25 protein-coding genes are annotated in these 25,557 nt (G+C 72.3%); 6 read left to right on the forward strand and 19 right to left on the reverse strand.

What is annotated here, in order from left to right:
- Nucleotides 1-72 precede the first annotated feature (72 nt).
- Nucleotides 73-1,026 (forward strand): endonuclease/exonuclease/phosphatase family protein, encoded by a 954-nt coding sequence (locus tag JO379_RS19575; protein ID WP_242626190.1) that lies wholly within the window; start codon nucleotides 73-75, stop codon nucleotides 1,024-1,026.
- Nucleotides 1,027-1,104: 78 nt separating this feature from the next.
- Here the strand turns inward: JO379_RS19575 and JO379_RS19580 are convergent, their stop codons facing one another.
- Entirely contained in the window at nucleotides 1,105-4,311 is a 3,207-nt protein-coding gene (locus tag JO379_RS19580; RefSeq protein ID WP_209516107.1) for an AfsR/SARP family transcriptional regulator, read from the reverse strand.
- 127 nt (nucleotides 4,312-4,438) lie between these two features.
- Here JO379_RS19580 and JO379_RS19585 point away from each other — a divergent pair, with 127 nt between their 5' ends.
- On the forward strand, nucleotides 4,439-5,203 hold the full coding sequence (locus JO379_RS19585; RefSeq protein ID WP_130879258.1) for an SDR family oxidoreductase: 765 nt from the start codon (nucleotides 4,439-4,441) through the stop codon (nucleotides 5,201-5,203).
- 176 nt (nucleotides 5,204-5,379) lie between these two features.
- Here the strand turns inward: JO379_RS19585 and JO379_RS19590 are convergent, their stop codons facing one another.
- The 4 genes from JO379_RS19590 to JO379_RS19605 all read right to left on the reverse strand — a co-directional run bounded on the left by JO379_RS19590 (nucleotide 5,380) and on the right by JO379_RS19605 (nucleotide 9,119).
- Nucleotides 5,380-5,973: an NADPH-dependent FMN reductase gene (locus JO379_RS19590; RefSeq protein ID WP_130879259.1), complete on the reverse strand. Its 594-nt coding sequence runs from the start codon at nucleotides 5,971-5,973 to the stop codon at nucleotides 5,380-5,382.
- 195 nt (nucleotides 5,974-6,168) lie between these two features.
- A complete protein-coding gene (locus JO379_RS19595) occupies nucleotides 6,169-7,410 on the reverse strand; it encodes a GNAT family N-acetyltransferase (RefSeq protein ID WP_209516111.1) in 1,242 nt (413 codons plus the stop codon).
- Nucleotides 7,411-7,499: 89 nt separating this feature from the next.
- Nucleotides 7,500-8,483 (reverse strand): asparaginase, encoded by a 984-nt coding sequence (locus tag JO379_RS19600; protein WP_209516114.1) that lies wholly within the window; start codon nucleotides 8,481-8,483, stop codon nucleotides 7,500-7,502.
- Between the two features lie 45 nt (nucleotides 8,484-8,528).
- Nucleotides 8,529-9,119, reverse strand: coding sequence for an RsiG family protein (locus tag JO379_RS19605; RefSeq protein WP_242626191.1), 591 nt, complete (start codon nucleotides 9,117-9,119; stop codon nucleotides 8,529-8,531).
- Between the two features lie 146 nt (nucleotides 9,120-9,265).
- Here JO379_RS19605 and dtd point away from each other — a divergent pair, with 146 nt between their 5' ends.
- The gene (gene dtd / locus JO379_RS19610; RefSeq protein WP_130879262.1) at nucleotides 9,266-9,691 is read left to right on the forward strand and encodes a D-aminoacyl-tRNA deacylase; all 426 of its coding nucleotides are present in this window, start codon (nucleotides 9,266-9,268) and stop codon (nucleotides 9,689-9,691) included.
- 191 nt (nucleotides 9,692-9,882) lie between these two features.
- Here dtd and ygfZ read toward each other — a convergent pair whose 3' ends face one another.
- The 6 genes from ygfZ to JO379_RS19640 form a co-directional block, all read right to left on the reverse strand.
- The gene (gene ygfZ / locus JO379_RS19615; protein ID WP_130879263.1) at nucleotides 9,883-10,866 is read right to left on the reverse strand and encodes a CAF17-like 4Fe-4S cluster assembly/insertion protein YgfZ; all 984 of its coding nucleotides are present in this window, start codon (nucleotides 10,864-10,866) and stop codon (nucleotides 9,883-9,885) included.
- A gap of 10 nt (nucleotides 10,867-10,876) precedes the next feature.
- A complete protein-coding gene (locus JO379_RS19620) occupies nucleotides 10,877-11,314 on the reverse strand; it encodes a Fur family transcriptional regulator (protein WP_130879264.1) in 438 nt (145 codons plus the stop codon).
- Between the two features lie 19 nt (nucleotides 11,315-11,333).
- A complete protein-coding gene (locus tag JO379_RS19625; protein ID WP_209516116.1) occupies nucleotides 11,334-12,401 on the reverse strand; it encodes an ABC transporter substrate-binding protein in 1,068 nt (355 codons plus the stop codon).
- A gap of 59 nt (nucleotides 12,402-12,460) precedes the next feature.
- On the reverse strand, nucleotides 12,461-13,234 hold the full coding sequence (locus JO379_RS19630) for an ABC transporter ATP-binding protein (protein ID WP_130879266.1): 774 nt from the start codon (nucleotides 13,232-13,234) through the stop codon (nucleotides 12,461-12,463).
- A gap of 3 nt (nucleotides 13,235-13,237) precedes the next feature.
- On the reverse strand, nucleotides 13,238-14,359 hold the full coding sequence (locus JO379_RS19635) for a FecCD family ABC transporter permease (RefSeq protein WP_209516119.1): 1,122 nt from the start codon (nucleotides 14,357-14,359) through the stop codon (nucleotides 13,238-13,240).
- A gap of 241 nt (nucleotides 14,360-14,600) precedes the next feature.
- A complete protein-coding gene (locus tag JO379_RS19640; RefSeq protein ID WP_130879268.1) occupies nucleotides 14,601-15,188 on the reverse strand; it encodes a heme-binding beta-barrel domain-containing protein in 588 nt (195 codons plus the stop codon).
- 263 nt (nucleotides 15,189-15,451) lie between these two features.
- On the opposite strand from JO379_RS19640, the gene JO379_RS19645 reads away from it, so the two are divergent.
- Nucleotides 15,452-15,817, forward strand: a complete 366-nt coding sequence (locus JO379_RS19645) for a DsrE family protein (protein ID WP_130879270.1) — start codon at nucleotides 15,452-15,454, stop codon at nucleotides 15,815-15,817.
- A gap of 93 nt (nucleotides 15,818-15,910) precedes the next feature.
- Here JO379_RS19645 and JO379_RS19650 read toward each other — a convergent pair whose 3' ends face one another.
- From JO379_RS19650 to JO379_RS19675, 7 genes are all read right to left on the reverse strand, one after another.
- The gene (locus JO379_RS19650) at nucleotides 15,911-16,162 is read right to left on the reverse strand and encodes a DUF3099 domain-containing protein (protein ID WP_242626192.1); all 252 of its coding nucleotides are present in this window, start codon (nucleotides 16,160-16,162) and stop codon (nucleotides 15,911-15,913) included.
- A 100-nt stretch (nucleotides 16,163-16,262) separates the two neighbouring features.
- Complete coding sequence (locus JO379_RS19655) at nucleotides 16,263-16,550, reverse strand: DUF1416 domain-containing protein (protein ID WP_130879272.1); 288 nt, start codon at nucleotides 16,548-16,550, stop codon at nucleotides 16,263-16,265.
- A 32-nt stretch (nucleotides 16,551-16,582) separates the two neighbouring features.
- The gene (locus JO379_RS19660; protein WP_130879273.1) at nucleotides 16,583-17,422 is read right to left on the reverse strand and encodes a sulfurtransferase; all 840 of its coding nucleotides are present in this window, start codon (nucleotides 17,420-17,422) and stop codon (nucleotides 16,583-16,585) included.
- Nucleotides 17,423-17,570: 148 nt separating this feature from the next.
- Complete coding sequence (locus JO379_RS34150; protein WP_356454418.1) at nucleotides 17,571-17,651, reverse strand: putative leader peptide; 81 nt, start codon at nucleotides 17,649-17,651, stop codon at nucleotides 17,571-17,573.
- Between the two features lie 227 nt (nucleotides 17,652-17,878).
- On the reverse strand, nucleotides 17,879-18,577 hold the full coding sequence (locus JO379_RS19665) for an LmeA family phospholipid-binding protein (protein WP_130879274.1): 699 nt from the start codon (nucleotides 18,575-18,577) through the stop codon (nucleotides 17,879-17,881).
- 136 nt (nucleotides 18,578-18,713) lie between these two features.
- The gene (locus tag JO379_RS19670) at nucleotides 18,714-20,120 is read right to left on the reverse strand and encodes a hypothetical protein (protein ID WP_209516122.1); all 1,407 of its coding nucleotides are present in this window, start codon (nucleotides 20,118-20,120) and stop codon (nucleotides 18,714-18,716) included.
- A gap of 10 nt (nucleotides 20,121-20,130) precedes the next feature.
- Nucleotides 20,131-20,415, reverse strand: coding sequence for a MoaD/ThiS family protein (locus JO379_RS19675; RefSeq protein ID WP_130880231.1), 285 nt, complete (start codon nucleotides 20,413-20,415; stop codon nucleotides 20,131-20,133).
- Between the two features lie 145 nt (nucleotides 20,416-20,560).
- Here JO379_RS19675 and JO379_RS19680 point away from each other — a divergent pair, with 145 nt between their 5' ends.
- On the forward strand, nucleotides 20,561-22,294 hold the full coding sequence (locus JO379_RS19680) for an ABC transporter ATP-binding protein (RefSeq protein WP_130879276.1): 1,734 nt from the start codon (nucleotides 20,561-20,563) through the stop codon (nucleotides 22,292-22,294).
- Nucleotides 22,295-22,392: 98 nt separating this feature from the next.
- Nucleotides 22,393-24,297 (forward strand): ABC transporter ATP-binding protein, encoded by a 1,905-nt coding sequence (locus JO379_RS19685; protein ID WP_209518759.1) that lies wholly within the window; start codon nucleotides 22,393-22,395, stop codon nucleotides 24,295-24,297.
- 246 nt (nucleotides 24,298-24,543) lie between these two features.
- Here the strand turns inward: JO379_RS19685 and JO379_RS19690 are convergent, their stop codons facing one another.
- The gene (locus tag JO379_RS19690) at nucleotides 24,544-25,410 is read right to left on the reverse strand and encodes an alpha/beta hydrolase family protein (RefSeq protein ID WP_209516126.1); all 867 of its coding nucleotides are present in this window, start codon (nucleotides 25,408-25,410) and stop codon (nucleotides 24,544-24,546) included.
- Nucleotides 25,411-25,557: the final 147 nt, after the last annotated feature.

Below are 25,557 nucleotides of genomic sequence, written 5' to 3' on the forward strand. Positions count from 1 at the left end.
CGCGCAGCGGGAAACGGCGGGCCACCCGCAAAGATTCAAAGCCCCAGGCAGTGGACCCCGCAAAATGGCCGGATGCGAGCCCCCATAAGGAAAGCCATACAGATCGTCTGCGCGACAGCCCTGGCCGGCGCAGCCACCCTCGTCGCGGCGCGAGCCACATCGTGGGACGACGGGACCTGGCTCGCCATGCCGATGGCGGGGTTCCCGTACGCCGTGGTCGGCACCGTGGTCGTCCTGGTGGTGTTGCTGGCACTGCGGTCGTGGTGGGGCGCGGCGGTGGCGGCTGTGCTGGTCGTGACGGAGCTGGCCTGGACGGTGCCCCGGTTCGTTCCCGACAGGGAACCCGTGCCGGCGGGCGCGCCGCGGTTGCGGGTGGCCACCAGCAACGCGCATGTGGGCGCGGTCGATCCCGAGGCGCTCGTCCGGCTCGTCCGTGCCGAGCGGCTGGACGTGCTGGCCATGGAGGAGATGACGCCGAAGGCGATCGCGGCGCTCGACAAGGCGGGCATGGCGGAGTTGATGCCGCACCGGGAGCTGCACCCGGAGTCGGATTCCTCGCTCTACTCCCGGCTGCCGTTGACGGGCGGGGGTCTGCTGCGCGGCCGGGCCACGGTGTGGCCGCAGACGACGGCCGCCGTCAAGGTCGGCGGGCGCACGGTGCGGCTGGTGGCGGTGCATACGCTCTACCCGCTGGGGGACGCCCGGCGCTGGGCGCGGGACATGCGGGAGCTGCGGGAAGAGGCGGTGGACTCGGGGCGGGACACGGTGTTCCTCGGGGACTTCAACGCGACCCTCGACCACGCGCCCATGCGGAGGCTGCTGTCCGCGGGACTCACCGACTCCCACGCGGAGCTCGGCCGTGGCTGGGCCCCGACCTGGCCGGCCGACGCCTCGGGCGTGCCGTCACTGCTCCAGCTCGACCACGTCCTGCACGGCAGCGGCCTGGCGGCGGTCTCGGTCAGCGAACACACCCTGCGGGGCTCCGACCACCGCGCGGTCGTCGCGGAACTGGCACTCGTCGACTAGTGCCTGTCCGGCCGGCCTTCGCGGACCTTCGCGCATCGCGACGGGATCCGGTTCGTCCCCCGGCCACCGCCGGGAGGGCTACTGGCCCTGGGCCAGCAGAAGCGGGCCGGTCCCCGACAGGGAACCGCCCCGGGCGAACGCTTCCGCGAAGGCCGTTTTTCCCATGGCGGCCTCGGCCGCCGTCGTGATCCGGTCGACGTCGCCGCGTTCGGCGGGCGGCAGGGGCGTGCCCGCCGACTCCCGGCCGGCCGCCGCCGCGCCGAGGAGGCAGGCCGCCCGCTCGAACTGCCCGGACAGGACCTCCACCCCGGAAAGCCCCTCCAGGGCCAGGGCGATGGCACGCGGACCGCCGTTGAGGCGGGCGGCCTCCAGGCCTTGGAGGTGCAGGGACCGCGCCCCCTCCGCGTCGCCGCGTTGTTCGGCGACGAAGCCCAGTTCGGCGAGGATCAGCGCGTTGCCCGAGGGCTCCGGCGCCACCTGCTCGTACCACTCCCGGATGCGGCGGAGGTACCTCTCGGCGGTGGGCAGGTCGCCCTCCCGGCGGGCTCCCAGGGCGAGGCCCATCTCGGCGTATATCTCACCGAACTTGAAGCTCTGCTCGGCGGCGATCCGCCGGGCCCGCTCGTGCAGCTCGCGTGCCCCGTCCAGGTCCCCGGCCAGCAGGGCGAGCCGGCCGAGGCCCGACAGCCGGGAGGAGACCTCGGCCCGCAGGCCGAGTTCCTCGGCCAGGCGCAGCCCGTCCCGCTGGATGACCCCGGCCCGCTCGTAGTCGCCGCCGATCTCGGCGAGCGCGGCCAGCGGGGAGACGCTCTGCAACTGGCCCCAACGGTCGCCCAGTTCCCCGAACAGCTCCGCGCTGCGCTCGCCGTCGTGCTTCAGCGTCGCCATGTCGCCGCGGATCAGGGCGTCCACCGCCCGTCGGCCGAGCGCCGCCGCGACGCCCCACCGGTCGTCCCGCTCGCGGAAGCCGGCCAGGGCGAGCCCGACGAGCGCTTCCGCGCCCGCCTGGTCGCCCGCGTTGGCCAGGGCGTACGAGCGGAACCACTGGGCCTGGGGACAGGGCCCCGCGTCCGCTGTCTCCTCCGCCGGGGACAGTGGCCGCCGGGCGCCCGACAGCAACGCGAAGCTGCCCCACAGTGCATGGACTTCGGCCCGAAGGGGGAGAGCGCCGTCTTCCGTGGGAGAAGGGGCCGCCGACTTCAGCGCGCTCTCCAGCGACCGCCGTGCCTCGCCCAGCCGGCCGCGCAGCAGCCAGTACCACGACAGGGCGGCGGTCAGCCGCAGCGCCGATTGCGGCGGGCCCTGCCGGAGCGCGGTGTCGAGGGCCGTGCGCAGGTTGGCGGTCTCGGCGTCGAGGACGGCGAGCCAGTGGTCCTGCTCGGGGCCGCGGAGGCGGGGCGCGGCGCGCTCGGCCAGTTCGGTGTAGTGGTGCAGGTGGCGGGCGCGTACGGGCTCGAGGTCCGCCATGTCCCGCAGGCGTTCCGTGCCGTACGCGGCGACCGATTCGAGGAGGCGGTAGCGCGGGCCCCGGGGGCCGTCCGTCATGACCACCAGGGAGCGGTCGACCAGGCGGGCCAGCAGATCGAGGACCTCCTCGGCCCGTACGCCGTCGCCCGCGCAGACCGCCTCCGCGGCCCGGAGCGTGCAGCCGTCGGTGTGCGCGGCGAGACGGCGCAGCACGATGCGCTCGGGGGCCGTCAGCAGCTCCCAGCTCCAGTCGATCACCGCGCGGAGGGTCTGCTGGCGGGGCGGGGCGCCGCGGTGGGTGCCCGTCAGGACGCGGAAGCGGTCGTCGAGGCGGTCGGCCAGCTCGCGGACGCCCAGCGCGCGCACGCGCGTGGCCGCGAGTTCCAGGGCGAGGGGCAGGCCGTCGAGCCGTCGGCAGATCTCCTCGACGGCCCCGCCGGTCGTGGCGTCGAGCACGAAGCCGGGGGCGGCGGCCGCCGCGCGGGCCGCGAAGAGGCGCACCGCTTCGGCGGCGGGCAGCGGCTCCACCGCCCGCACGGTCTCGCCCGCGAGCCCCAGCGGCTCCTGGCTGGTGGCCAGGACGCGCAGTCCGGGCGCGGCCCGCAGCAGCAGGGCCGTGAGGTGTGCGACGTGCTCGACGACGTGCTCGCAGTTGTCGAGGACGAGCAGGGTGCGGCGGTCGCGGAGGGCCGCCGCCAGCCGGTCGGCGGGCGTGGTGGCCGCGGCGGGCATGGGCATGCCCGAGGCCCCGTCGTCGCGGAGGCCCAGCTCGGTGGCGATCACTTCGGTGAGGCCGGCGACGGAACCGCGCTGCCCGGCGAGCTCGACGAGGTGGACACCGTCGGGGAAGGCGTCGGCGTGCCGGGCGGCGGTCTCGATCGCGAGCCGGGTCTTGCCGACCCCGCCGGGGCCGGTGAGCGTCACCAGGCGCCCGGCCCCGAGCAGGGCGCTCGCCTCGGCCACCGCCCGCTCCCGGCCGATCAAGGGGGTGAGCGGGGTGGGCAGCTGTGCGCGCGGGACGGCGGCGGGGGCCGACGTGAGGGGCGGGGTGGGGGCCTGCCCCGGATCCTGGCCGAGGATCGCCTGGTCCTGGCCGAGGATCGACCGGTGGAGCGCGGCCAGTTCGGGTCCCGGGTCCAGGCCCAGCTCCTCGGCCAGCCGGACGCGCAGCTCGTCGTACGAGGCGAGGGCCTCGCTCTGCCGCCCCGCGCGGTACAGCGCCCGCAGCTGGGCGGCGCGCAGCCGCTCGCGCAGCGGGTGGCGGGCCACGAGCGCGGTGAGCTCCCCGACGAGCGCGCCGTGCTCGCCCGCCGCCAGCCGGGCCTCGGCCTGCTCCTCCAGGACGGTCAGCCGCTGCTCCTCCAGGCGCAGCGCCGCCGTGCGGGCGAACTCCTCGTCGGCGAAGTCGGCGTAGGCCGGGCCGCGCCACAGTCCGAGCGCATCGGTCAGCAGGGCCGCCCGCGCCCGCGGGTCGTCGGTGGCGCGGGCGCGGGCCACCAGGGCCTGGAAGCGGTCCGCGTCCACGTCGCCGTCGTCGATCCGCAGCCGGTATCCGGGGGGCTGGCGCAGCACGCTGTCACGGCCGAGGACGCGGCGCAGCTGGGAGACCTTGTTCTGCAGGGCGTTGGCGGGGTGGGCCGGGAGATCCGCGGCCCACAGATCGTCGATCAGCCGGTCGGCGGAGACCGGCCGTCCCTCGTGCACCAGCAGGTCGGCCAGCAGCGCCCGGACCTTGGCCTCCGGCACCCTGACCGTCTTCCCCGCGCCGTCCCGGACCACCAGCGGGCCCAGCACCCCGAACCGTCCCCCGAACCCCATGCCGAAACCGTAACCCGACCCACCGACAGCGGACCGTCAGGAAACCCACAGCGCCCCTCGGCACAGTGGGCACCACGAACCCGGCGGCGCGCGGAAGCCGCCGGAACACCCCAGGGAGCAGCGGGACATGACCACGTATGCGGGCAAGAAGGCCGTCATCATCGGTGGGACGATGGGCATGGGACTGGCCATCGGCAAGCGGCTCGTCGAGGGCGGCGCGGAGGTCCTGCTGACCGGCCGCAACCCCCGGAACCTCCAGGACGCGCGGACCGAGCTCGGCTCGTCGGCCCATGTGGTCGCCTCCGACATCTCCGACATGGCCGCCATCGCGGCGCTCGGTGACACGGTGGAGGAGAAGCTCGGGCGGATCGACCACCTCTTCGTCAACGCGGGCATCTCGGAGCTGGCCCCGGTCGCGCAGGTCACCGAGGAGAGTTACGACAAGCAGTTCGCGGTGAACACCAAGGGCGCGTTCTTCACCGTGCAGCGCCTGCTGCCGCTGATCGCGGAGGGCGGATCGATCGTCTTCACCACCTCGGTCGCCGACATCACGGCGCCGCCCGGCATGAGCGTCTACTCCGGTACGAAGTCGGCCCTGTGGTCCTTCGCCCAGACGCTCGCCTCGGAGCTGGTGGGGCAGGGCATCCGCGTCAACGCGGTGTCGCCCGGCTTCATCGACACCCCCGGTGGGGGCGTGCAGGGCCTGACCCCCGAGGAGTTCGAGGCCATGCAGCAGTGGGGTGACACCGCCACCCCGATGCGGCGGCACGGTACGGCCGACGAGGTGGCCCGTGCCGCGCTGTTCCTGGCCGTGGACGCGACGTTCACCACGGGCGAGAGGCTGTACGTCGACGGCGGCATCGGCCAGCATGTTGCCGTCCCGCAGGGGTGACCCAGTGCACCTCCGCTGCGCGGCGGTGTCCTCAATCGCCGGACGGGCTGCAAAATGCAGCCCGTCCGGCGATTGAGGACGCGCCCGCAGGGCGCCCGCCGCAGCAGGCGGCAGGACGGACGCCGTCCGCGCGGGACCCCCGTACCCGCGCGGACAACGTCGAAGCCGGCACGGACTCAGTTGCCGTACGGGCGCGCGGCACGCGCCTCGCGCAGGGCCAGCGCCCACCAGGTGAGCTGGTCGAGCATGACCTTCGCAGCACCGGCGGCGGCCGTGCCGGCCTCCTCGTCCAGGTGGCGGCCGTTGTCGTCGAACTTGCCCCACGGGCTGTGGAAGCTGATCGTCTCGCGGATGGTCACCGCGTGCAGCTCGGCGAAGACCGGGCGCAGGTGCTCGACGGCGCGCAGACCGCCGGAGAGGCCGCCGTAGGAGATGAAGCCGACCGGCTTGGCCTGCCACTGGGTGTAGTGCCAGTCGATGAGGTTCTTCACCGAGGCCGGGTAGCTGTGGTTGTACTCGGGGGTGATGACGACGAAGGCGTCGGCCTCGGCGAGGCGCGGGGAGACCTCGGCGAGAAGGGCGGCAGCCTCCGGGCCGGGGTCGCTGGACAGGTTCACCGGCAGCGGGTGGTCGGCGAGGTCTATGACGTCCACGTCGATGTCGGTGCGCTGGGCGGTCTGCTCGGCGAACCAGCCGGCCACCGTGGGGCCGAAGCGGCCTTCGCGGGTGGAGGCGACGACGACGGCGAGGCGGTACGGGCTGTCGGACATGGGGTCCCCCCTGGCTACGGAAATCTCGGGATCGTGAGGCGGCCGGTGGGGCCGCTGAGAAGAAGCTTCCAACCTCAAGCATGGTTGAGGTCAAGCGTCATTGGTGGATCGTTCATCCACTCATGGCAAGTGCCCCGGGAAGTCCGGTATTTCCCGGGGCACTTGAGGCCGGTGAGCCGGTCCGGAGGGCCGGAATCAGAAGATGTCCGGGCACCACGGCCGGCGCGCCGTGCGCAGCAGCGCGTCCGCGAGGGTGAGCGCGCCGGGGCGTTCCTCGGTGACCCGGCCCAGGGCGGCGAGCCGGGTGGACGACTCGTCGCCGAGGTACAGGGTGCCCAATTCGCCGACGGGCAGCGAGAGATCGGCCGGGCGCGTGGTGGCGGTGCAGGAGGCGCCGTCCGGTCCGGCCTCCAGGAGATAGCGGCCGGCGGCGAGCCCGGCCGGGTCGGCGATGTCGAGCACGAGGGAACCCGAGGTGGCGTACGTACGGGCCTCCAGCAGCGCCGGCACGTCGAGGGGGCGCAGCCACAGGAAGTCGGCGTGCGTGAGCGTCCGGGCCGCGCGGGGGTCGGGCAGCAGGAGCGGCAGCAGATCGTCGGGCGCGCGGAGGCCGGTGCGGATCTTGATGATCCAGTCGACCGACAACAGGAAGTGCCACAGGGCGCGTTCGGCCTCGGGGGTGACCGCGAAGCAGTCACGGACGGTGGCCGTGGTCTGCGACGTCTTGGCCTCCCACACATCGTCGGCGGTGTAGACGAGGAGGCCGTCGACGCTGCCGGAGGCAGAGCGGTGGACCGCGTAGAAGGGCTCCGTCCAGGGGTAGCTGGGGTGCGGCGGCTCGCCCGTGCGGGTCTGCCACCACTGCGTGTCGCGGTCGACGACACCGTGCCGTACGGCCCGCAGCCGCTCGTGCAGTCCGGGGCCGAGGCGCCGGGCGTCGGCGCCGTCGACGAGGTCGACGCGCCCGCCGTCCGCAGGGCCCGTGTAGCGCCGGTCGAGCCCGGCGCGGGGGACGTCGATCTCCCACTCGGTGGTCCAGACGGCCGGGCCGTAGCCGTACCGGCCGTAGATCGGGTACTCGGCGGAGATCAGCGTCGAGGCGACCTCGCCGCGCTCCTTGGCGGCCCGCAGATCGCGGTCCATCATGCGGCTGAGCAGCCCGCGCCGGCGGTGCGTCGGGGAGACGGTGACGTTGGAGACCGCGGACGCCGTCACCGCGGCGCCGCCGGGCACGGTGATCCGCTGCGCGAAGCTGCGGAAGGTGGCGACGCAGCGCCCGTCGTCGAAGGCGCCCTGGATGCGCTCGATATCGCTGCCCGCGCGGCGGAACTCGACCTCCTTCTTGGTCACCGCGGGGGGCATGAGGAAGCCGGTGCGCAGGGCGCGGCTCCAGTCGGTGAGTTCGGATTCGTCGATCGCGCGGACTTCGAGGCTCATGCCGTCACGCTAGGCAAGCGGTGGTGCGGGCCGCACACGATTTTTCCGTGCGGCCCGCGGCGTCCGGGGCGTCCGGTCGTCGGACGGCCTCAGAACGCCGCTCGTATCGAGCCCACCCGCTCCGCGCCGCCCAGCAGCGGCATCTCGCCGATGCGGGCCACGACGGGGGAGTCGACGCCGAGCAGCTCCAGGGCGCGGGCCAGGACGGGGCCCATGGCGCGCGGGGCGCCGTCGTCGATCTTGAAGGCGAGGGCGCGGCCGTCCGGGAGGGCCACGGCCTGGACGGACTCGGCGCCCATCTTCGACAGCACGCCGGGCACCTCGCGCATCAGCCAGGTGTCGGGGCGGCGGGTGCCGGCCACGTACTCCGGGTGGGCGCGCATCGCGTCCGCCACCCGGCGCTCGGGGGTGCCCGGAGCGGCCAGGACGAAGGTGCGGAAGGCCCGGGCCAGCCCGGTGAGGGTCAAGGCCATCAGCGGGGCCCCGCAGCCGTCCGTACCGACGTGGGCGACGCGCTCGCCGCTCGCCTCCTGCACGACCTCCAGCACCAGGCGCTGGAGCGGGTGCACGGGGTCGAGGTAGGAGTCCAGCGGCCAGCCGTTGGCGGCGCTGGTGGCGATCATGGCCGCGTGCTTGCCGGAGCAGTTCATCGTGACGCGGTCGCGGACCCGGCCCGCCGCCAGGTAGGACTCGGCCTCGACCGGGTCCAGCGGCAGGTCGGCCGGGGTCTGCAGAGCGCTCTCCTGAAGGCCGAACTCGGTGAGCATCGTGCGCACCAGCTCCAGGTGGAAGCCCTCGCCGGAGTGGCTGGCGGCCGCCAGGGCCAGGCGCTCGCCGGACAGCTCCAGCCCGGCCCGCAGCATGGCGGCGGCCTGCATGGGCTTGTTGGCCGAGCGCGGGTAGACCGGGGCCGCCGGGTCGCCGAGCGCCAGCTCGACGCTTCCGTCGGCGGCCAGCAGCACCAGCGAGCCCCGGTGGTGGCCTTCGACGAAGCCGGAACGCACGACCTCGGCGAGGACCGGGGGTATGCCGTGGGCGGCGGCGGGCGGGGGCGCGAGGAGCGAGGAGGTCATCGTCGACTTTCCGGGGGGAGGTGGTGCGGACCGCCCCCGGAGGTCTCACGAGAGGAGGTCGTCTACTTGTGCTTCCCCTTCACGGTACCTGCGGGCGATCTCGGCACTGCAATCGTCGGTCGTGCGCTGCAGCTGCTGGCGGCGGCCGGAGACCTGCCGCTCGTAGGCCACGAGGCGGGCCATCCCCTCGTGCAGCTCGTGGTCCGTCCGGGCGGCCAGGTCGGACAGCTCCACCTCGGAGAGCATGTCCTCGGCCAGCCGGCGGAACTCCTCGCTGTGCGGTGTTCCGAGCGTCACATGGCGGGCGGAGGAGCGGTGGGCGGACGGCACGTCCGCGAGGATCTCCGACAGCCGGTCGACGACGAGCCGCTCCATGAGGGGCGAGCCCGGGGCCGCGCGACGGGCCAGCTCGGCCCGCAGGATGTCGATGCGGCCCTGGAGCAGCCGCCGCACATAGCTGAGGTCCGCCTCGTCGCGCTGCGCGTCCCGGCGCACCGCGCGCAGCTCCGCGAGCCGCAGATCGCCCAGCCGCCGCACGGGGACGTCCGCGAGCCTGCCGGAACGCTGGCTCGGCGGGCGGGGGTTGAGACTGTCCACTGCCTTGAGCATGGGGCCGTCCTCGGTGGGTGTGGGCATGCGTATCCGTCCCCTCGGGCGGTGTGCGGTCACATCACGTTGCCCGCATGCGCACCGCCTGTACGCATCGTGCCACTGTGTCCGCCCCGCCCGCAGGGCCTCCGCACCCGAACAGCCCTGGATGGACGCAGGGCATCATGGTCCGTATGCGTGCAGTGGTGCAGAGAGTGGACGGCGCGAGCGTCGTCGTGGACGGTGCGGTGGTCGGCGAGATCCTCGGCGAGGGGTTGTGCGTGCTTGTCGGAGTGACGCACGAGGACACTGAGGCGAAGGCCGCGCAGCTGGCGCGCAAGCTGTGGTCGCTGCGGATCCTCGACGAGGAGAAGTCCTGCTCGGACGTGGGCGCACCCCTGCTGGTGATCTCCCAGTTCACTCTCTACGGTGACGCCCGCAAGGGCCGCCGCCCCACGTGGAACGCCGCGGCGCCGGGCCCCGTGGCGGAACCCTTGGTCGACGAGGTGGTCACCCGGCTACGCGCCCTGGGCGCCGAAGTGGCAACGGGCCGCTTCGGCGCGGACATGAAGGTCTCCCTGACGAACAACGGCCCGTTCACGGTCCTGCTGGAGGTGTAAGCCATCCCGGCGGGGTGTCTGTTGCCTGTGGCGTGCCGCCAGGGGCCGGAGGGGCCCAGCCCCTCCATTCCGCCGCGACGGCGCAGCACCCCGACGGCGCATCCCGGCGGTGCCGGACCGACGTCACCCCCAGCCGAAGGCTGAAAGGCCCGCGGCGGGCCGCCGTGTCCCGACAAGCCCAGTGGCAGACGCTACGGCTCGACCACGACCTCCTGCGCTGCCGCCGTCCCCTCGCCGACCACCAGCGCCGCGTCCAGGGGTACGTTCCGCTTCACCAGGGCCAGGGCGATCGGGCCCAGCTCGTGGTGGCGGGCCGAGGTGGTGACGAAGCCCAGCTGGCGGCCCTCCGCGCCGTCCGCCGCGAGGCGGACGGGCGCACCGTGGCCGGGCAGCTTCACGTCGCTGCCGTCCAGGTGCAGGAAGACCAGCCGGCGCGGCGGCTTCCCCAGGTTGTGGACACGGGCGACGGTCTCCTGGCCGCGGTAGCAGCCCTTCTGCAGATGGACCGCCGTGCCGAGCCAGCCCAGCTCGTGCGGGATGGTGCGGTGGTCGGTCTCCAGGCCCAGCCGCGGACGGTGCGCCTCGACGCGCAGCGCCTCGTGGGCGAGGGAGCCCGCCGCGGGGCCGTGCGAGCCCGCGAACGCCGTCAGCTCCGCGCGCGGCAGGAACAGGTCCCGGCCGTGCGGCGTCTCGCGCACCACGACGCCCTCGGGGGACTCGGCGATCGAGCCCGCCGGGAGGTGGACCACGGCGAAGTCGTCCGTACGGTCGGCGACCTCGACCCGGTAGAAGAACTTCATGCTCTCCAGGTAGGCGATCAGATCGCCCTGGGTGCCGGGCTCCACATGGGCCCAGGTCGTCTCCCCGTCGTCCACCAGGTACAGCGCGTGCTCGATGTGGCCGTTGGCGGAGAGGACGAGTGCCTCCGTGGCCTGCCCGGCCGGGAGGTCGCTCACGTGCTGGGTGATCAGCAGGTGCAGCCAGCTCAGCCGGTCGGCGCCGGTGACGGTGACCACTCCGCGGTGCGAGAGGTCCACGAATCCGGACCCGCCGGCGAGCGCGCGCTGCTCGCGGAACAGGTCGCCGTAGTGCGCGGCGACGCCCTCGTCCGGGCCCTCGGCGGGCACGGCACCGGGCAGCGACAGCAGGGGGCTGGCTTTCGTATGACGCAGCATGCGGACAAGCCTACGACCCGGCGGACGGCGCTTTCGCGGAGCACTTGGCGCACTGCCCGAAGATCGCGAAGTGCTTCATGTCCGTCTCGAAGCCGAACGTCTCGCGCAGCGTCGCCGTGAAGGGCTCCGCCACCGACAGATCGGCCTCGATCACGTCCGTGCAGTCCCGGCAGACCAGGTGTATGTGGTGGTGCCGGTCGGCCAGGTGGTACGTGGGCGCACCGTGGCCGAGGTGGGCGTGGCTGACCAGCCCCAGCTCCTCCAGCAGCTCCAGTGTCCGGTAGACCGTGGAGATGTTGACCCCGCCCGCGGTCTTGCGGACCTCGGTGAGGATGTCGTCCGGCGTCGCGTGCTCCAGCCGGTCCACCGCCTCCAGCACGAGCTGGCGCTGCGGGGTCAGCCGGTAGCCGCGCTTACGGAGATCGCTCTGCCAGTCGGTGTCCACCACGCCCCCAGTCTAGGCAGGCTCAGCCCTTGCGGACCCCCTTCAGGTACTGGGACAGCGCGACGATGGCCGCCGGGTTGCGGGGGCTCTCGACGAGATCGACGTAGTCGAGGACGAAAATGCGGTCGTTCTTGATGGCCGAGACGCCCGCGAGCGGGGCGTAGGACTTCAGGAACTCCTTCTTCTGCTGCGCCGTGACATCGCCGTAGTTGTTGATCACGATGACGTCCGGGTTGCGCTCCACGACCGCCTCCCAGCTGACCGACACCCAGGAGTCCTTGAGGTCCTTCATCACGTGGTCGCCGCCGGCCTTGGTGATGATGTCGTGCGGTCCGGCGTACATCCCGGACGTCAGCGGCTTGTCCCGGCCGTCGTCGTAGAGGAAGACGCTGGGCCGCTCGCCGTCCTTCGGGAGCTGCGCCTGTGCGTCGGCGACCTGCTTCTTGAACCCGGCGATGAGCTTCGCCGCCCGGTCCTCGACGTCGAAGACCTTCCCCAGCGTCTCCAGGTCGGTGTAGAGCGCCTCCAGCGGCGGCATCACCCCGCGGGACTTGGCGTCACCGTTGTTGCGGCAGGACTCGGTCAGCACGTACGAGCCGATGCCCAGCTTCTTCAGGGACGCGGGGGTGAAGCCGTTGCCCTCGCCGAAGCCGTAGTTCCAGCCCGCGAAGACGAGATCGGCCTTGGCGTCGAGGACGATCTCCTTGGTGATCTCCTTCTTGGACAGCCACTTCACCTTCTTGTAGCCGTCCGTCCAGGCGGCCGCCGCCCGGTCGTCCCGGTCGCCCTTGTAGTCCGGCGCCACATACCCCGCCATGTGGTCCTCCAGGCCGAGCGCGAACATGATCTCCGCGATGCCGACGTCGTTGGTCACCACCCGCTGCGGCGCCTTGTCGTACGTCGTCTTCACCCCGCAGTTCTCGATGGTCACGGGGTAGTGCGCCGCAGCGCCCCTCCTGACCCCGTCCCCCTTGGACTGGGTCGTCTTCCCCTCCGAGGAGTCGTCGACCTTCGCGCCGCAGCCCGCGAGGGCGACGGCGGCGACGAGGGCGGTCAGGGTGCGGGCGGTACGGGCGGCGGCGGTGGCCATGGCACGTCCTTAAAGGGAGGGAGGCCTCAAACGGAGGGAAGCCTGAACTGGGGAAAGCCTCAGCGGGCGGGAAGGCGGTCGAAGAGCAGTTGCGGGGCGCCGGACTCGGGGTGCGGCACCCGGTGCGCCCGTACGCCGAAGACGTCGGCGAGCAGCTCGGCGGTCAGCACGTCGTGCGGCGGCCCGGAGGCGACGATGCGGCCGTCGGCGATGACGTACAGGGCGTCGCAGTGGGTGGCGGCCAGATTGAGGTCGTGCAGCGCGGCCAGGACCGTCAGCCCGGAGCCGCGCACCAGTGCCAGGACCTCCAGCTGCTGGGCGATGTCCAGATGGTTCGTCGGCTCGTCCAGGACCAGCACCTTCGGCTGCTGCGCCAGGGCCCGCGCGATCAGCACCCGCTGCTTCTCGCCGCCCGACAGGGTCAGAAAGCCCCGGTCGGCGAGGTGGGTCGCGCCGACCCGCTCCAGGACGTCCGCGCAGACCTCGGTGTCGGCCGCCGTGACGCGCCCGGCGGCGCTCTGGTGCGGCAGCCGCCCCATGGCGACGATCTCGCCGACGGTGAAGTCGAACTCGCTCGCCGACTCCTGCGGCAGCGCCGCCAGCCTGCGGGCGCCCTCCCGGGGGCTCAGCGCGTGCAGGTCGTCACCGCCGAGGCGGACGCTGCCCGCGGCCGGCCGCAGGGCGCGGTAGACGCAGCGCAGCAGGGTGGACTTGCCGCTGCCATTGGGCCCGACCAGGCCGACGAACTGTCCGCTGTCCGCCCGGAGCGCGATGTCCGTGACGAGCCGGGCGCCCGCGATCTCGACCGACAGGTCCTCGATGTCGACGCGCATGCTCTAAGACCCTCCGAAGGTGTAGCCGCGGCGCCGCATGAGCAGCACGAAGCAGGGCACGCCGATGACGGCCGTAATGGCACCGACGGGCAGTTCCACGGGTGCCAGCAGCAGCCGGGAGACGATGTCGACCCACAGCAGCAGCACCGCGCCCAGCAGCGGTGCGACGGCCAGGACCCGGCGGTGGTCGGCGCCCACGAGTATGCGGGTGACGTGCGGGACCATCAGGCCGACGAAGCCGATCGCACCGCTGACGGCGACGACGGCGCCGGTGACGGCCGCCGCGACGACGAAGAGCCGTCGGCGCATCCGGTCGGGGTCCACACCGAGCGCGGCCGCGGTCTCGTCGCCCATGGCGAGGGCGTTGAGGTTCCGTGCCGACCAGAGCAGATAGCCGAGCCCGCCCGCCACGGCGGCCGCCGCGATGGGCACGGACGCCCAGGTGGCCCCGCCCAGGCTGCCGAGCAGCCACATCATGGCCGAGCGGGCGGACTCGCCGCGGTCGGCGCTGAAGACCATCAAGGTGGTGACGGCCGAGAAGCCGTAGTACATGGCGGTGCCGGTGAGCACCAGCCGCAGCGGGGTCAGCCCGTAGGGGGTGCGGGCCGCCGCGTAGACGAGCAGCATGGCGGCGAGCGCGGAGGCGAAGGCCGCCCCGGACAGCGCCCACACGCCGAGCGAGCCCAGCGCCCCGAAGAGCAGCACGGCGTTTGCCCCGACGGCGGCACCGGAGGAGATCCCGAGGACGAAGGGGTCGGCGAGGGCGTTGCGGACCATGGCCTGGACGGCGACGCCGATCGCGGAGAGCCCGGCGCCGACGACGGCGGCGAGCAGGGCGCGCGGGAAGCGCAGCTCCCAGATGATGGTGTAGGCGGAGAACTCTTCGGGCGCGATGGCCCCGCCGCTGAGCCCCGCCCACAGATAGCGCAGCGTCTGCGACCAGGTCACCCCGGAGGAGCCGAGGCCGACGCAGCACAGGAGCGAGCCGATCAGGGCGGCCCCGAGCCCGGCCAGCAGGGGCGGCAGCGGCAGCCTGCGCGGAGCCGGCGGTCTGCCGGGCGGGGCCGGCGGTCTGCCGGGCGGGCCCGTCGTGCTCGGAGAGGTGAGCTGGGAGGGGATCCCCATGGGGTGACGCCTTCGGCTCGGGCCGCGTCCTTGCGTCCCAAGGAGCGGCCCCGAGCGCGTTCCGCGGGGGCGTCCCCTCGCAGTCCACGGCGAGTTGTCAGGAGCTGACGCCGCCGCGGGTGATCGGGCTCGCGGGAGGACCGTGCAGGTCCTCCCGCCTACCGTTGCGGGTCAGCGCCGGAATTCGACCGGACTTCCCCCGCGGGGCGTGGTGAGAGCGAAGCTCTCGTGGGTCGTGCGCTCAGCCGGTGTAGGGCGTGCCGTCCTGGTTGAAGAAGGCGACGCCGTCCGGCATGTCGTCGGGCAGGTTCTTCGCCCACTCCGCCAGGTCGGCGACCTTCTTCAGGTGCGCCGACATGTAGGGGCGCAGCGGCACCTCGGGGGTGGCCTTCTCGCCGACCCACATCAGGTCGCTCTTGACGTAGCCGTAGAGGCGCTTGCCACCGGTGTACGGGCCGGAGGCCGCGGTCCGGGCGACGGCGTCCGTGGCCAGGTCGATCTGCGGCTTCTTGTCGGCCAGCTCGCCGTACCAGACCTCGGCGACACCCTGGTCGCGGATCATGACGACCTCGAGCTTGCGGTCCTTGTCGATCCGCCAGTAGCCGCTCTCGGTCTCCAGGGGGCGGACCATCTTGCCCTCCTCGTCGAGCACCCAGCTGTGCGAGGTGTACTCGAGGAAGTCACGGCCGTCGTGCGTGAAGGTGACTTCCTGCCCGAAGTTGCACTTCTCGGCACCGGGGAAGTCGGCGACACCCGCGCCCTCCCACTTGCCGAGGAGGAAGACGAGGGGCACGAGGCTCGGGTGAAGGTCGGACGGAATCTCGATCATGGGCTCAGGCGATCTGTAGGAGAACGAGGAAGGAGGCGCGGGGAGACCTGCGGTCAGCGCTGGCCCTGGTACAGCTTCTTCCAGGTCAGCCCGGCGAATGCGGTGATGCCGACGGCGACCAGAACCAGCAGGGCGGTGAAGAATGCCTCAAGCACGAGCGCGCTCCTCGGTCGGAGTGAGGGTGTACGGACCGCTTCGAGTCTAGTCGGACGCCTCGCGGGAGGCGCTGTGAGGTCGGCCGCCCCGCGCATAGGGTGTGCCGCATGGCGAAGAAGCTCGTGATCAAGGTGACGGCGGGCGCGGACGCGCCCGAGCGGTGCTCGCAGGCGTTCACGGTGGCGGCGGTCGCCGTCGCGAGCGGTGTCGAGGTGTCGTTGTGGCTGACCGGTGAGTCGTCGTGGTTCGCGCTGCCGGGCCGGGCGGCGGAGTTCGACCTGCCGCACGCGGCGCCGCTGCCGGACCTGATCGACGGCATCAAGGCGGGCGGCGGGACGATCACGGTCTGCACGCAGTGCGCGGCGCGGCGGGACATCGAGGAGAAGGATCTGATCGAGGGCGCGCGGATTGCGGGGGCGCAGGTGTTCGTCTCGGAGGCGATGGGGGACGGCGTGCAGGCGCTCGTGTACTGAGGCCTGTCCGGCGGATCTTTGCCTGGCTGTCGGCCGCCGCCTGCGGCGGTAGCGCCCTGCGGGCGCGTCCTCAAACGCCGGACGGGCTGTTTCCTACCGTTTGCCGTCTAGCTCGTCCCACCACTCGTCCGACTTCGGGTCGCCGGACGGATCGTCCCACCAGCGGTCGTCCGGCCCCCGGCGGTTGGCCATGATCGCCGCGACCGGCGGGATCAGCATGGCCACGACGCACATGCCCACGGCGACGGGAACGGACCACAGCCGCACCACGGACCACGCCAGGATGAACAGGCCGATGCACGTGCCCATCATGGCGAAGTAGACATGGCGCCTCCGCGCGTACATAGCTCCACCGTACGACCGGCCTCCGCGCAGCGCGAAGGGCCGCACCCCCATCAAGGCGTCCAACCCCTGGGTGCGGCCCTCCGGCCGTTCGTGTCCGCCGTCAGACGGCGATGGCGACCTCTGCCAGGCCGCCCTTCTGGGCCACGACCGTGCGGTCGGCGGTCGCGCCGGGCACGAGGGCCCGTACGGTCCAGGTGCCCTCGGCCGCGTAGAAGCGGAACTGCCCGGTCGCGGACGTGGGCACCTCGGCGGTGAACTCGCCGGTGCTGTCCAGGAGGCGCACGTAACCGGTGACCGGGTGGCCGTCCCGGGTCACCGAGCCCTGGATCGTGGTCTCACCGGGCTTGGCGGTCGAGGCGTCGGGGCCGCCTGCCTTTGCTCCACACATGATTCTTCCTTCGGGTCGCGAGCGGGGGAGGGTCAGTTGGCGCCGAGCTCGATCGGCACGCCGACGAGCGAGCCGTACTCGGTCCAGGAACCGTCGTAGTTCTTGACGTTCTGCTGGCCGAGCAGCTCGTGCAGCACGAACCACGTGTGCGCGGAGCGCTCGCCGATGCGGCAGTAGGCGATGGTGTCCTTGGCCAGGTCCACGCCCGCGCTCTCGTAGATCTCCTTGAGCTCGTCGTCGGACTTGAAGGTGCCGTCGTCATTGGCCGACTTCGACCAGGGGATGTTGCGCGCGCTCGGGATGTGGCCGGGGCGCTGCGACTGCTCCTGCGGGAGGTGCGCCGGGGCGAGCAGCTTGCCGCTGAACTCGTCGGGGGAGCGCACGTCGACCAGGTTCAGGGAGCCGATCGCCTTGACGGCGTCGTCGCGGAAGGCGCGCAGCGAGAGGTCCTGCGGCTTGGCCTTGTACGTGGTCGCGGCCCGCTGCGGCACCTCGGCGACCAGGTCGCGGGAGTCGAGCTCCCACTTCTTGCGGCCGCCGTCGAGGAGCTTGACGTCCTGGTGGCCGTAGAGCTTGAAGTACCAATAGGCGTACGCGGCGAACCAGTTGTTGTTGCCGCCGTAGAGGACGACGGTGTCGTCGTTGGCGATGCCCTTGGCGGACAGCAGCTTCTCGAAGCCGGCCTGGTCGACGAAGTCGCGGCGGACCGGGTCCTGGAGGTCCTGCTTCCAGTCGATCCGGACGGCGTTCTTGATGTGGTTCTTGTCGTACGCGGACGTGTCCTCGTCGACCTCGACGATGACGGTCTTGGGGTCGTCGATACGGGCCTGGACCCAGTCGGCGTCGACCAGGACCTCGCTGCGGCGGCTCATGCTGTTCTCCTCCGGGGCAGTTGCGGAATGTACGCGTGCTGTGCGGGGTGCGCGGCGGCATGGGTGCGCGGCGCTGCGCAGCGTGTGATGCGGGGAGTTCGATGCGGCCTTGAGACGGCCGGGAGGGAAACCGGGGGAGCGGTCCCCGTCAGACACGGCGACAGAGCATGGCGGCGACGCGGCACAGGTCGACTGCCCGCCGCTTCGTGAGATCCGCCTGTCGCTTCATGCGTCCGATCGTAGGGACGGACAGGCGGGCGTGTCACCGGTATGTCGAATGATGAGACAGGATCGTCCGGAGAGTGGGACGGTAACGCCGGGATCCGGCCACCCCGGAGACCCGGAAGTCCCTGCGTGGCCCGGGATTCTGCTCTGCGGACGGGGATGTCTCGCAGCGTGGACGCGAAGCGTCGCGGAAGGCGGGCGCCGAGGCCCGCCCGTCCGCCGATTGCCCGCTCAGCCCGCGAGGTTGACCTTCTCGCCGCTGAACGTGATGTCCACGCCGTCGGCTCCCGCGACGACCTTCTCGAGCTTGACGCCCTTGGGCAGCCCGCTGAGCTGCCGGTCGAAGTCGGTCTTCGCACGGATCATCTCCTCCGCCCCCGGGAAGCCGGTGGCGGGGATCTGGTCCGCGCGCACCCGGATGGTGTCCTTGCCCACCACCGTGACCGTGGACACCACACTGCGCTCCACGACCTGGCCGAACACCGAGACCTTCCCGGTGACCTTGACCTTGTTACTGCCCGCATTGGCGTGGCCGACACTCACCCCGGGGTCCTGGGCGGCCTTGGTCAGGTCCTCGTACGAGATGTGCGCGGTGCCGGTCGCGCGCTGGGCGACGGCGGAGGAGAAGCTGCTGTCGATCTCGACGTCGTTCAGCTTCGCCTTGAAGTTCGTCACGCGGATCGAGCGGTCGCCCGCGTTGGCGGTGACACCGTCCAGCTTGATCTCGACCTCGTCGAGGCTGGAGCCCGCGACCTGGGTGAGGAACGGGAAGCCCTTGATGGAGACCTCGGGGGTGCCGGAGAGGCCCTGGCTGCTGCGGATCTTCTCCGCGGCCTCGTTCTCGGCGAACCAGACCGCCGCGCGGTCGGCGGCCGTGAAGAGGGCCCCCAGAACCACGGCGACGATCAGGAGTATTCGTATGGCACGCATCTGCTGTCGTTCCCCCAGCTTTCGATCGGGCTCCCTGTCGGGTTCCAGGGGAGCCTAACCGGACCGGTCGAACGGGACGCCGGGCCGACGTCCCGTCCGACGTCGTCCGGCGTCCCGTCCGCGTAGGGCGCGGCCGTCAGACCAGCGCCCGGCCGATCACGTAGACCACCGGTCCGGCGGCCGCCAGCGGCAGCGCCACGCCGGCCGTCATGTGCACGAACCGGGAGGGGTAGTCGTAGCTCGCGACCCGCAGCCCGATCAGGGCGCAGGCGCCCGCCGCCAGGCCCAGCAGGGCCGCGGACGGGCCGATGCCGGTCAGCCCGCCGGTGGCGACGCCGGAGCCGGCCGCCGCGATCAGGGCGATCACGGGGGAAGCCACGGACGGCAGCGGCAGCGCGCGGGCCAGGACCGTCACGGCGACGGCGGCCCCGCCCACCACGACGGCGTCGTCGGCGGCGGCCAGGTGCCCGGCCGCCAGCACCGTGACACCGGCCGAGGCGACGGCGGCGGTGAGCCCGTACAGCCGCTCGTCGGGGGCGGCGTGGCTGCGCAGCTGGAGCACGAGCGTCAGCAGGACCCACACGCCGAGGGTGCCGATCAGGACCGTCGGCGCGTCGAGGGCGTCCGTGGCCAGCAGCCCGATGTCGGCGGCCACGCCGCCGAGGAACGCGAGCGCGATGCCCTGCCGGGCGGGCCACATGCCGTTCAGCCGGAACCATCCGGCCGCCGTGACCGCCTGCAGGAGCACCACGGGCACGACCAGCGCGAACTGCCCCAGCGGCGCGGCGAGCGCCAGCAGCGCCGCGAGGACGGCGGTGACCAGGGCGGGCTTGAAGCCGGGCGAGAGGATCTGCGGCCGGCCCTCGGCCTTCGCCTTCTCGGCCGCGGTCATCGGCCGGTCGCCGGTCGCCGGCTCCCCGGCCGGCCCGTCGGCGTCGTGGACCGAGCCGGCGCCGGGACCCGGTCCCGGCTCGTCGAGCGCCGCGGGCCAGGGCGCCGGGCCCGTGCCGGAGGCCGCGGTGTGCCGTCCGACGGTGCTCCCGTACGAGGAGTCCCCGTACGAGGAGTCGCCGTACCGGCCCGCGCCGGTGTCGCCGTTGCCCGTGTGCCGCGGCGTGTCGTGCTCGGCGGGGGCCTCCGCGTGGCCCAGCGTCTGCTGCGGCAGGGGCTCGCCGGGCCACGGCGTGCGGTACGCGGGCTCCGCCGCCGGGGACGCCTCCCAGCCGCGCTGCTCCCAGGACCGGGTGTCCCAGGTCTGGGTGGCCGGGTCCTGCTGGGGCTGGTAACCCTGCTGGTCCGTGTGCGAGGGCCACGCCGTGGGCTGCTGCTGCGACTGCTGCGGCTGCTGCTGCGCGTACGGCTCGTAGGCGTCGTAGGGGCCCGGGGCGGCCTGCGGCCGGTCGGGCTGCGCGGCGGCCCGGGGCTGGTACGCCCCGTAGCCCTCGCGCTGCTCGTACGGCTGGGACGCGTAGCGCTCGTCGTACGACTCGTACGTCTCATGAGCCTCATGCGGCTCATACGGATTGCGGTGCTGATTGCTCATGCTGTCGGGGTCACCCTCCTGCGAAGGGCGGGAGCACCTCGACAGTGCCGCCCTCGGCCAGTTGGACCGTCGTGTGGTCGCGTGTGCCGACGGGATCGCCGTCCACGAGGAAGGAGCAGCGCAGCAGGACCCGCGCGAACTCCGGACGGGTCGCGTGCCGGCGCCGGGCCGCGTCGAGCGCGTCCTGCAGCGTCCGCGCCGCGTACGGCTCCTCGGCCGTGCCGGCCGCGGCCTTCGCCGCGGCCCAGTACCGGATCGTGCCTTCCGGTTCCGGCCGGGCCGGCTGCTCCGGCAGTGCCGGACGTGCCGAGTCTGTCGTCGCCACGGCGACCCCTTTCCTTCTTCCTGCGCCTCCATGATGACGGGTGTCGCGGGCTCCCCCGTCCGCCACCCGCCAAAACCAGAGGCCCGCTGTCAGTGCGGTCACTTACGCTGCCTATGTGTTGGTACGACTTCTACGGGCGTACTTGAGGCCCTATTCGAAACCGATCGCGCTCGTGGTGTTGCTCCAGCTCATACAGACGCTGGCCACGCTCTACCTCCCCACGCTGAACGCGGACATCATCGACAACGGCGTGGTGAAGGGGGACACGGGGTACATCCTCGAAATCGGCGGCTGGATGCTGGCCGTCACGGTCGGCCAGATCGTCTGCGCCATCGGGGCCGTCTATTACGGCGCCCGCACGGCCATGGCGGTCGGCCGCGATCTGCGCGCCACGGTCTTCGACCGGGTGCAGTCCTTCTCGGCGCGCGAGCTGGGCCACTTCGGGGCACCGTCGCTCATCACCCGCACCACCAATGACGTGCAGCAGGTCCAGATGCTGGTCCTGATGTCCTTCACCCTCATGGTCTCCGCGCCGATCATGTGCGTCGGCGGCATCGCGATGGCCCTGCACCAGGACGTGCCGCTGTCCGCACTGCTGCTGATCATCGTGCCGGTGCTCGGTGCCGTGGTCTCGCTGATCATCTGGCGGATGCGGCCGCTCTTCCGCGGCATGCAGGAGCGCATCGACACCGTCAACCGCGTGCTGCGCGAGCAGATCACCGGCATCCGGGTCATCCGTGCCTTCGTCCGCGACACCCACGAGCGGAAGCGCTTCGCGCGCGCCAACACCGACCTCATGGACGTCTCCGTGCGCGCCGGCCGGCTGATGTCGCTGATGTTCCCCTCGACGATGCTGGTGGTGAATCTGTCCTCGGTCGCCGTCCTGTGGTTCGGCGGGCACCGCATCGACGACGGGCAGATGGAGATCGGGGCGCTCACCGCGTTCCTCGCCTATCTCATGCAGATCCTGATGGCCGTGATGATGGCGACCTTCATGTTCATGATGGTGCCCCGCGCCGAGGTGTGCGCCGAGCGCATCCAGGAGGTCCTGAGCACCGACTCCAGCGTGGTGCCCCCGGCCGAGCCGGTCACCGAGCTGCGCCGCGCCGGCCATCTGGAGCTGCGCGGGGTGGAGTTCCGCTTCCCGGGCGCCGAGGAGCCGGTCCTCAAGGACGTCTCCCTGACCGCCCGGCCCGGCGAGACCACGGCCGTCATCGGCTCCACGGGCAGCGGCAAGTCCACGCTGCTGGGCCTGATCCCGCGCCTGTTCGACGCGACCGGCGGATCGGTTCTGCTCGACGGCGTGGACGTACGGGACCTGGACCCGGCCCTGATGGCCGAGAGCGTCGGGCTCGTCCCCCAGAAGCCGTACCTCTTCTCCGGCACCATCGCCTCCAACCTGCGCTACGGACGGCCGGACGCGAGCGACGAGGAGCTGTGGCAGGCGCTGGAGACCGCGCAGGCCCGGGAGTTCGTGGAGCGGATGGAGCTGGGGCTGGCCGCGCCCGTCGCGCAGGGCGGCTCCAATGTCTCCGGCGGGCAGCGGCAGCGCCTCGCCATCGCTCGGGCCCTGGTCCGCAGACCGGGCATCTATCTCTTCGACGACTCCTTCTCCGCGCTCGACTACGCCACCGACGCACGGCTGCGGGCCGCGCTGGCCCAGGAGACGGGTGACGCGACGGTCGTCATCGTCGCCCAGCGGGTGTCCACCATCCGCGACGCCGACCGGATCCTCGTCCTCGACGAGGGACGGGTCGTCGGCAGCGGTACCCACACCGAACTGATGGCGTCCAACGACACCTACCGGGAGATCGTCCTCTCCCAGCTCACCGAGGAGGAGGCAGCGTGACGTCCACCGAGAAGCCGTCCTCCGGTACGCCGAAGCCGGACGCCGCCCCCGCTGTTCCCCGCAGGGGCCCGGCGCCGGCCGCCGGGATGGCACGCCACATGGGCGGCCAGCCCACCGAGCGGTCCATGGACTTCGCGGGCTCCAGCCGCCGCCTGCTGGCCACGCTCCGCCCGGAGCGGGCGGTCATCGCCGTCGCGCTCTTCTTCAGCGTCGCCGCCGTGGCGCTGTCCGTCATCGGGCCGAAGATCCTCGGCCACGCCACGGACCTGATCTTCTCCGGTGTGGTCGGCCGGCAGTTCCCCGGCGGCCAGACCAAGGCCGAGGTCATCGCCCGGCTGCGGAGCGACGGCGACGGCAAGCTCGCCGACATGCTGGGCGCGATGGACTTCACCCCCGGCCGGGGCATCGACTTCGACGCCATCGGGGTGGTGCTGCTCTGGGTGGCGCTGATCTACCTCTGCATGTCCCTCCTGATGCTCGTCCAGGCGCGGATCGCCACGGCTGTCGTCCAGCGGGCGGTCTTCCGGCTGCGCGAACAGGTCGAGGAGAAGCTCGGCCGGCTGCCGCTCGGCTACTTCGACAAGCAGCAGCGCGGCGAGGTCCTCTCCCGTGCCACCAACGACATCGACAACATCCAGCAGACCCTCCAGCAGACCCTGAGCCAGATCGTCTCCTCGGCCCTGACGATCGTCGGCGTGCTGGCGATGATGTTCTGGATCTCCTGGCTGCTGGCCCTGGTCGCGCTGGTGACCGTGCCCGTCTCCATCGTCGTCGCCACGAAGATCGGCAAGCGGGCGCAGCCGCAGTTCGTCGCCCAGTGGAAGACCACCGGCACGCTCAACGCCCACATCGAGGAGATGTACACCGGGCACTCCCTGGTGAAGGTCTTCGGCCGCCAGAAGGAGTCCGCGGAGACCTTCCGCAAGGAGAACGAGGACCTTTACGAGGCGGGCTTCAAGGCGCAGTTCATCTCCGGCGTCATCCAGCCCGCGATGATGTTCATCGGCAACCTCAACTACGTCCTCGTCGCCGTCGTCGGCGGACTGCGGGTCGCCTCGGGCGCGCTGTCCATCGGTGACGTCCAGGCGTTCGTCCAGTACTCACGGCAGTTCAGCCAGCCGCTCACCCAGGTCGCCTCCATGGCCAACCTCGTCCAGTCCGGCGTGGCCTCCGCCGAGCGGGTCTTCGAGCTGCTGGACGCGGAGGAGCAGTCGCCGGACGCCACGGCGGCGGTGGGCCCCGAGCGCGTGCGCGGCGAGGTCGTCTTCGAGGACGTCTCCTTCCGCTACGAGCCGGACACCCCGCTGATCGAGGGCCTCTCCCTGACCGTGCGCCCGGGCCAGACCGTCGCCATCGTCGGCCCGACCGGCGCGGGCAAGACCACCCTGGTCAATCTCCTGATGCGGTTCTACGAGGTCAGTGGCGGCCGCATCACGCTGGACGGCACGGACGTCGCCGAGATGTCGCGCGAGGAGCTGCGCGGCCACATCGGCATGGTCCTCCAGGACACCTGGCTCTTCGGCGGCACGATCGCGGAGAACATCGCGTACGGGGCGCCTGCCGGCACCTCCATGGACAAGATCGTCGAGGCCGCGAAGGCCACCCACGTCGACCGCTTCGTCCGTACGCTGCCCGACGGCTACGACACGGTGATCGACGAGGAGGGGGCCAACGTCTCCGTCGGCGAGAAGCAGCTCATCACGATCGCACGGGCGTTCCTGGCGGAGCCGGAGATCCTCGTCCTGGACGAGGCCACCAGCTCGGTCGACACCCGCACGGAGGTGCTGATCCAGCACGCGATGGCCCAGCTCCGCACGGGCCGCACCAGCTTCGTCATCGCCCACCGGCTGTCCACGATCCGCGACGCGGACGTGATCCTGGTGATGGAGTCGGGCCGCATCGTGGAACAGGGCACGCACGAGTCGCTCCTGGCGGCGCGGGGGGCGTACGCGGGGCTGTACTCAGCGCAGTTCGCTGCCGCGGCTGTGCCTGGCGGCGCGTAGCCGGTTTTGGGCCCGGCCCCGCGGTTCGGCTGACCGCCGGTGGTGGGCGCGGCGCGCTTTGGCCGCCCGCCGGTGGTGGTGCGGCGCCGGGCCGCTCCGGGTTGTTGCGGGGCTGCTTCGCTTTACGCCCCGCAACAACCCTGCGCGTCCCGACGCCTCCCCTCAGGGAGGGGTTGTCGACGGGCGGGCCAAAATGGCTGGGAGCAGCCAAATCAGGCGGTAAGCCAACGGCTGAGGCCGGCCAAATCAAGCCCGTCCGGCGATTGAGGACACCACCCACCGGGCGACGCGGGTCAACAGTTCCCCACCGGCCGAGGTCTCGGCATGGGCGAAGCCCCGCTCGATCCACAGCTCCGTCGAAGACGGATCCGCGGCGGCGGACAGCATCCGCGGGTGGTCCAGAGGAAAGTACGTGTCCCTGTCGCCGTGCACGATCAGCAGCGGCCGCGGCGCGATCAAGGGCACCGATTCCGTCGGGGAGAGCGGGACCGGGTCCCAGTCCTCCGGATGGATGCGCGTGCCCAGCCCCCACCGGGTGATCGCGCGCCCCGTGCGGCCGGAGATCGCCCAGTGCAGACGGCGCATGGGGGCCGTGCCCCGGTAGTACCAGCGCGCCGGCGCGCTCACCGAGACGATCGTGTCGGCGTGTGCGTCGGTGCGCCCCCCGTGCCCTCCCCCGTTCGGCGGCAGGTACAACGCGCCGTGTCGCAGCACCACGGAGCCGCCCATGGAGAAGCCGACGGTCGCCACCCGGCGGTGGCCGAGCGAGCGGGCCCAGCCCACCGCGGCCGCCAGGTCCAGTACCTCGCGGTCGCCGAGCGTGGAGCGGCCGCCGGAGCCGCCGTGGCCCCGGAAGGAGAACGTGATCACGGCGGTGTGCTGCGCGAACACCCGCGCGGCCCGTCGCAGACCGGGGCGCTCCAGCGCGCCGGTGAAGCCGTGCGCGAGCACGACGACCGGATGGTCGGCGGCCCGCCGCGCGGGGTCCGGGCCGGGCTCGTAACGGGCCTCCACCCGCACTCCGTCGGCTGTCAAGAGCGCGCCGTGATGACCACTCGAAGTGAGCGACGAAACACAAGGTCGTGCAAAATCGTCCGTACCTCCGAAAGTCATGTGGGTTATTCTGCTGGGCAGAGAGGATCCGGGCAGAGTCGCCCCCGGGTCCTTTTGTGCATTCAGACGCGTCACCCGCGGCTGAGAGCGCGCGTGCTCCTAGGGCGCGGAGACCGCAAACCGTACGAATGAGTGCCGCAACGTCCT

Origin of the sequence: Streptomyces syringium (assembly GCF_017876625.1) — a bacterium.
Lineage (GTDB): Bacteria > Actinomycetota > Actinomycetes > Streptomycetales > Streptomycetaceae > Streptomyces > Streptomyces syringius.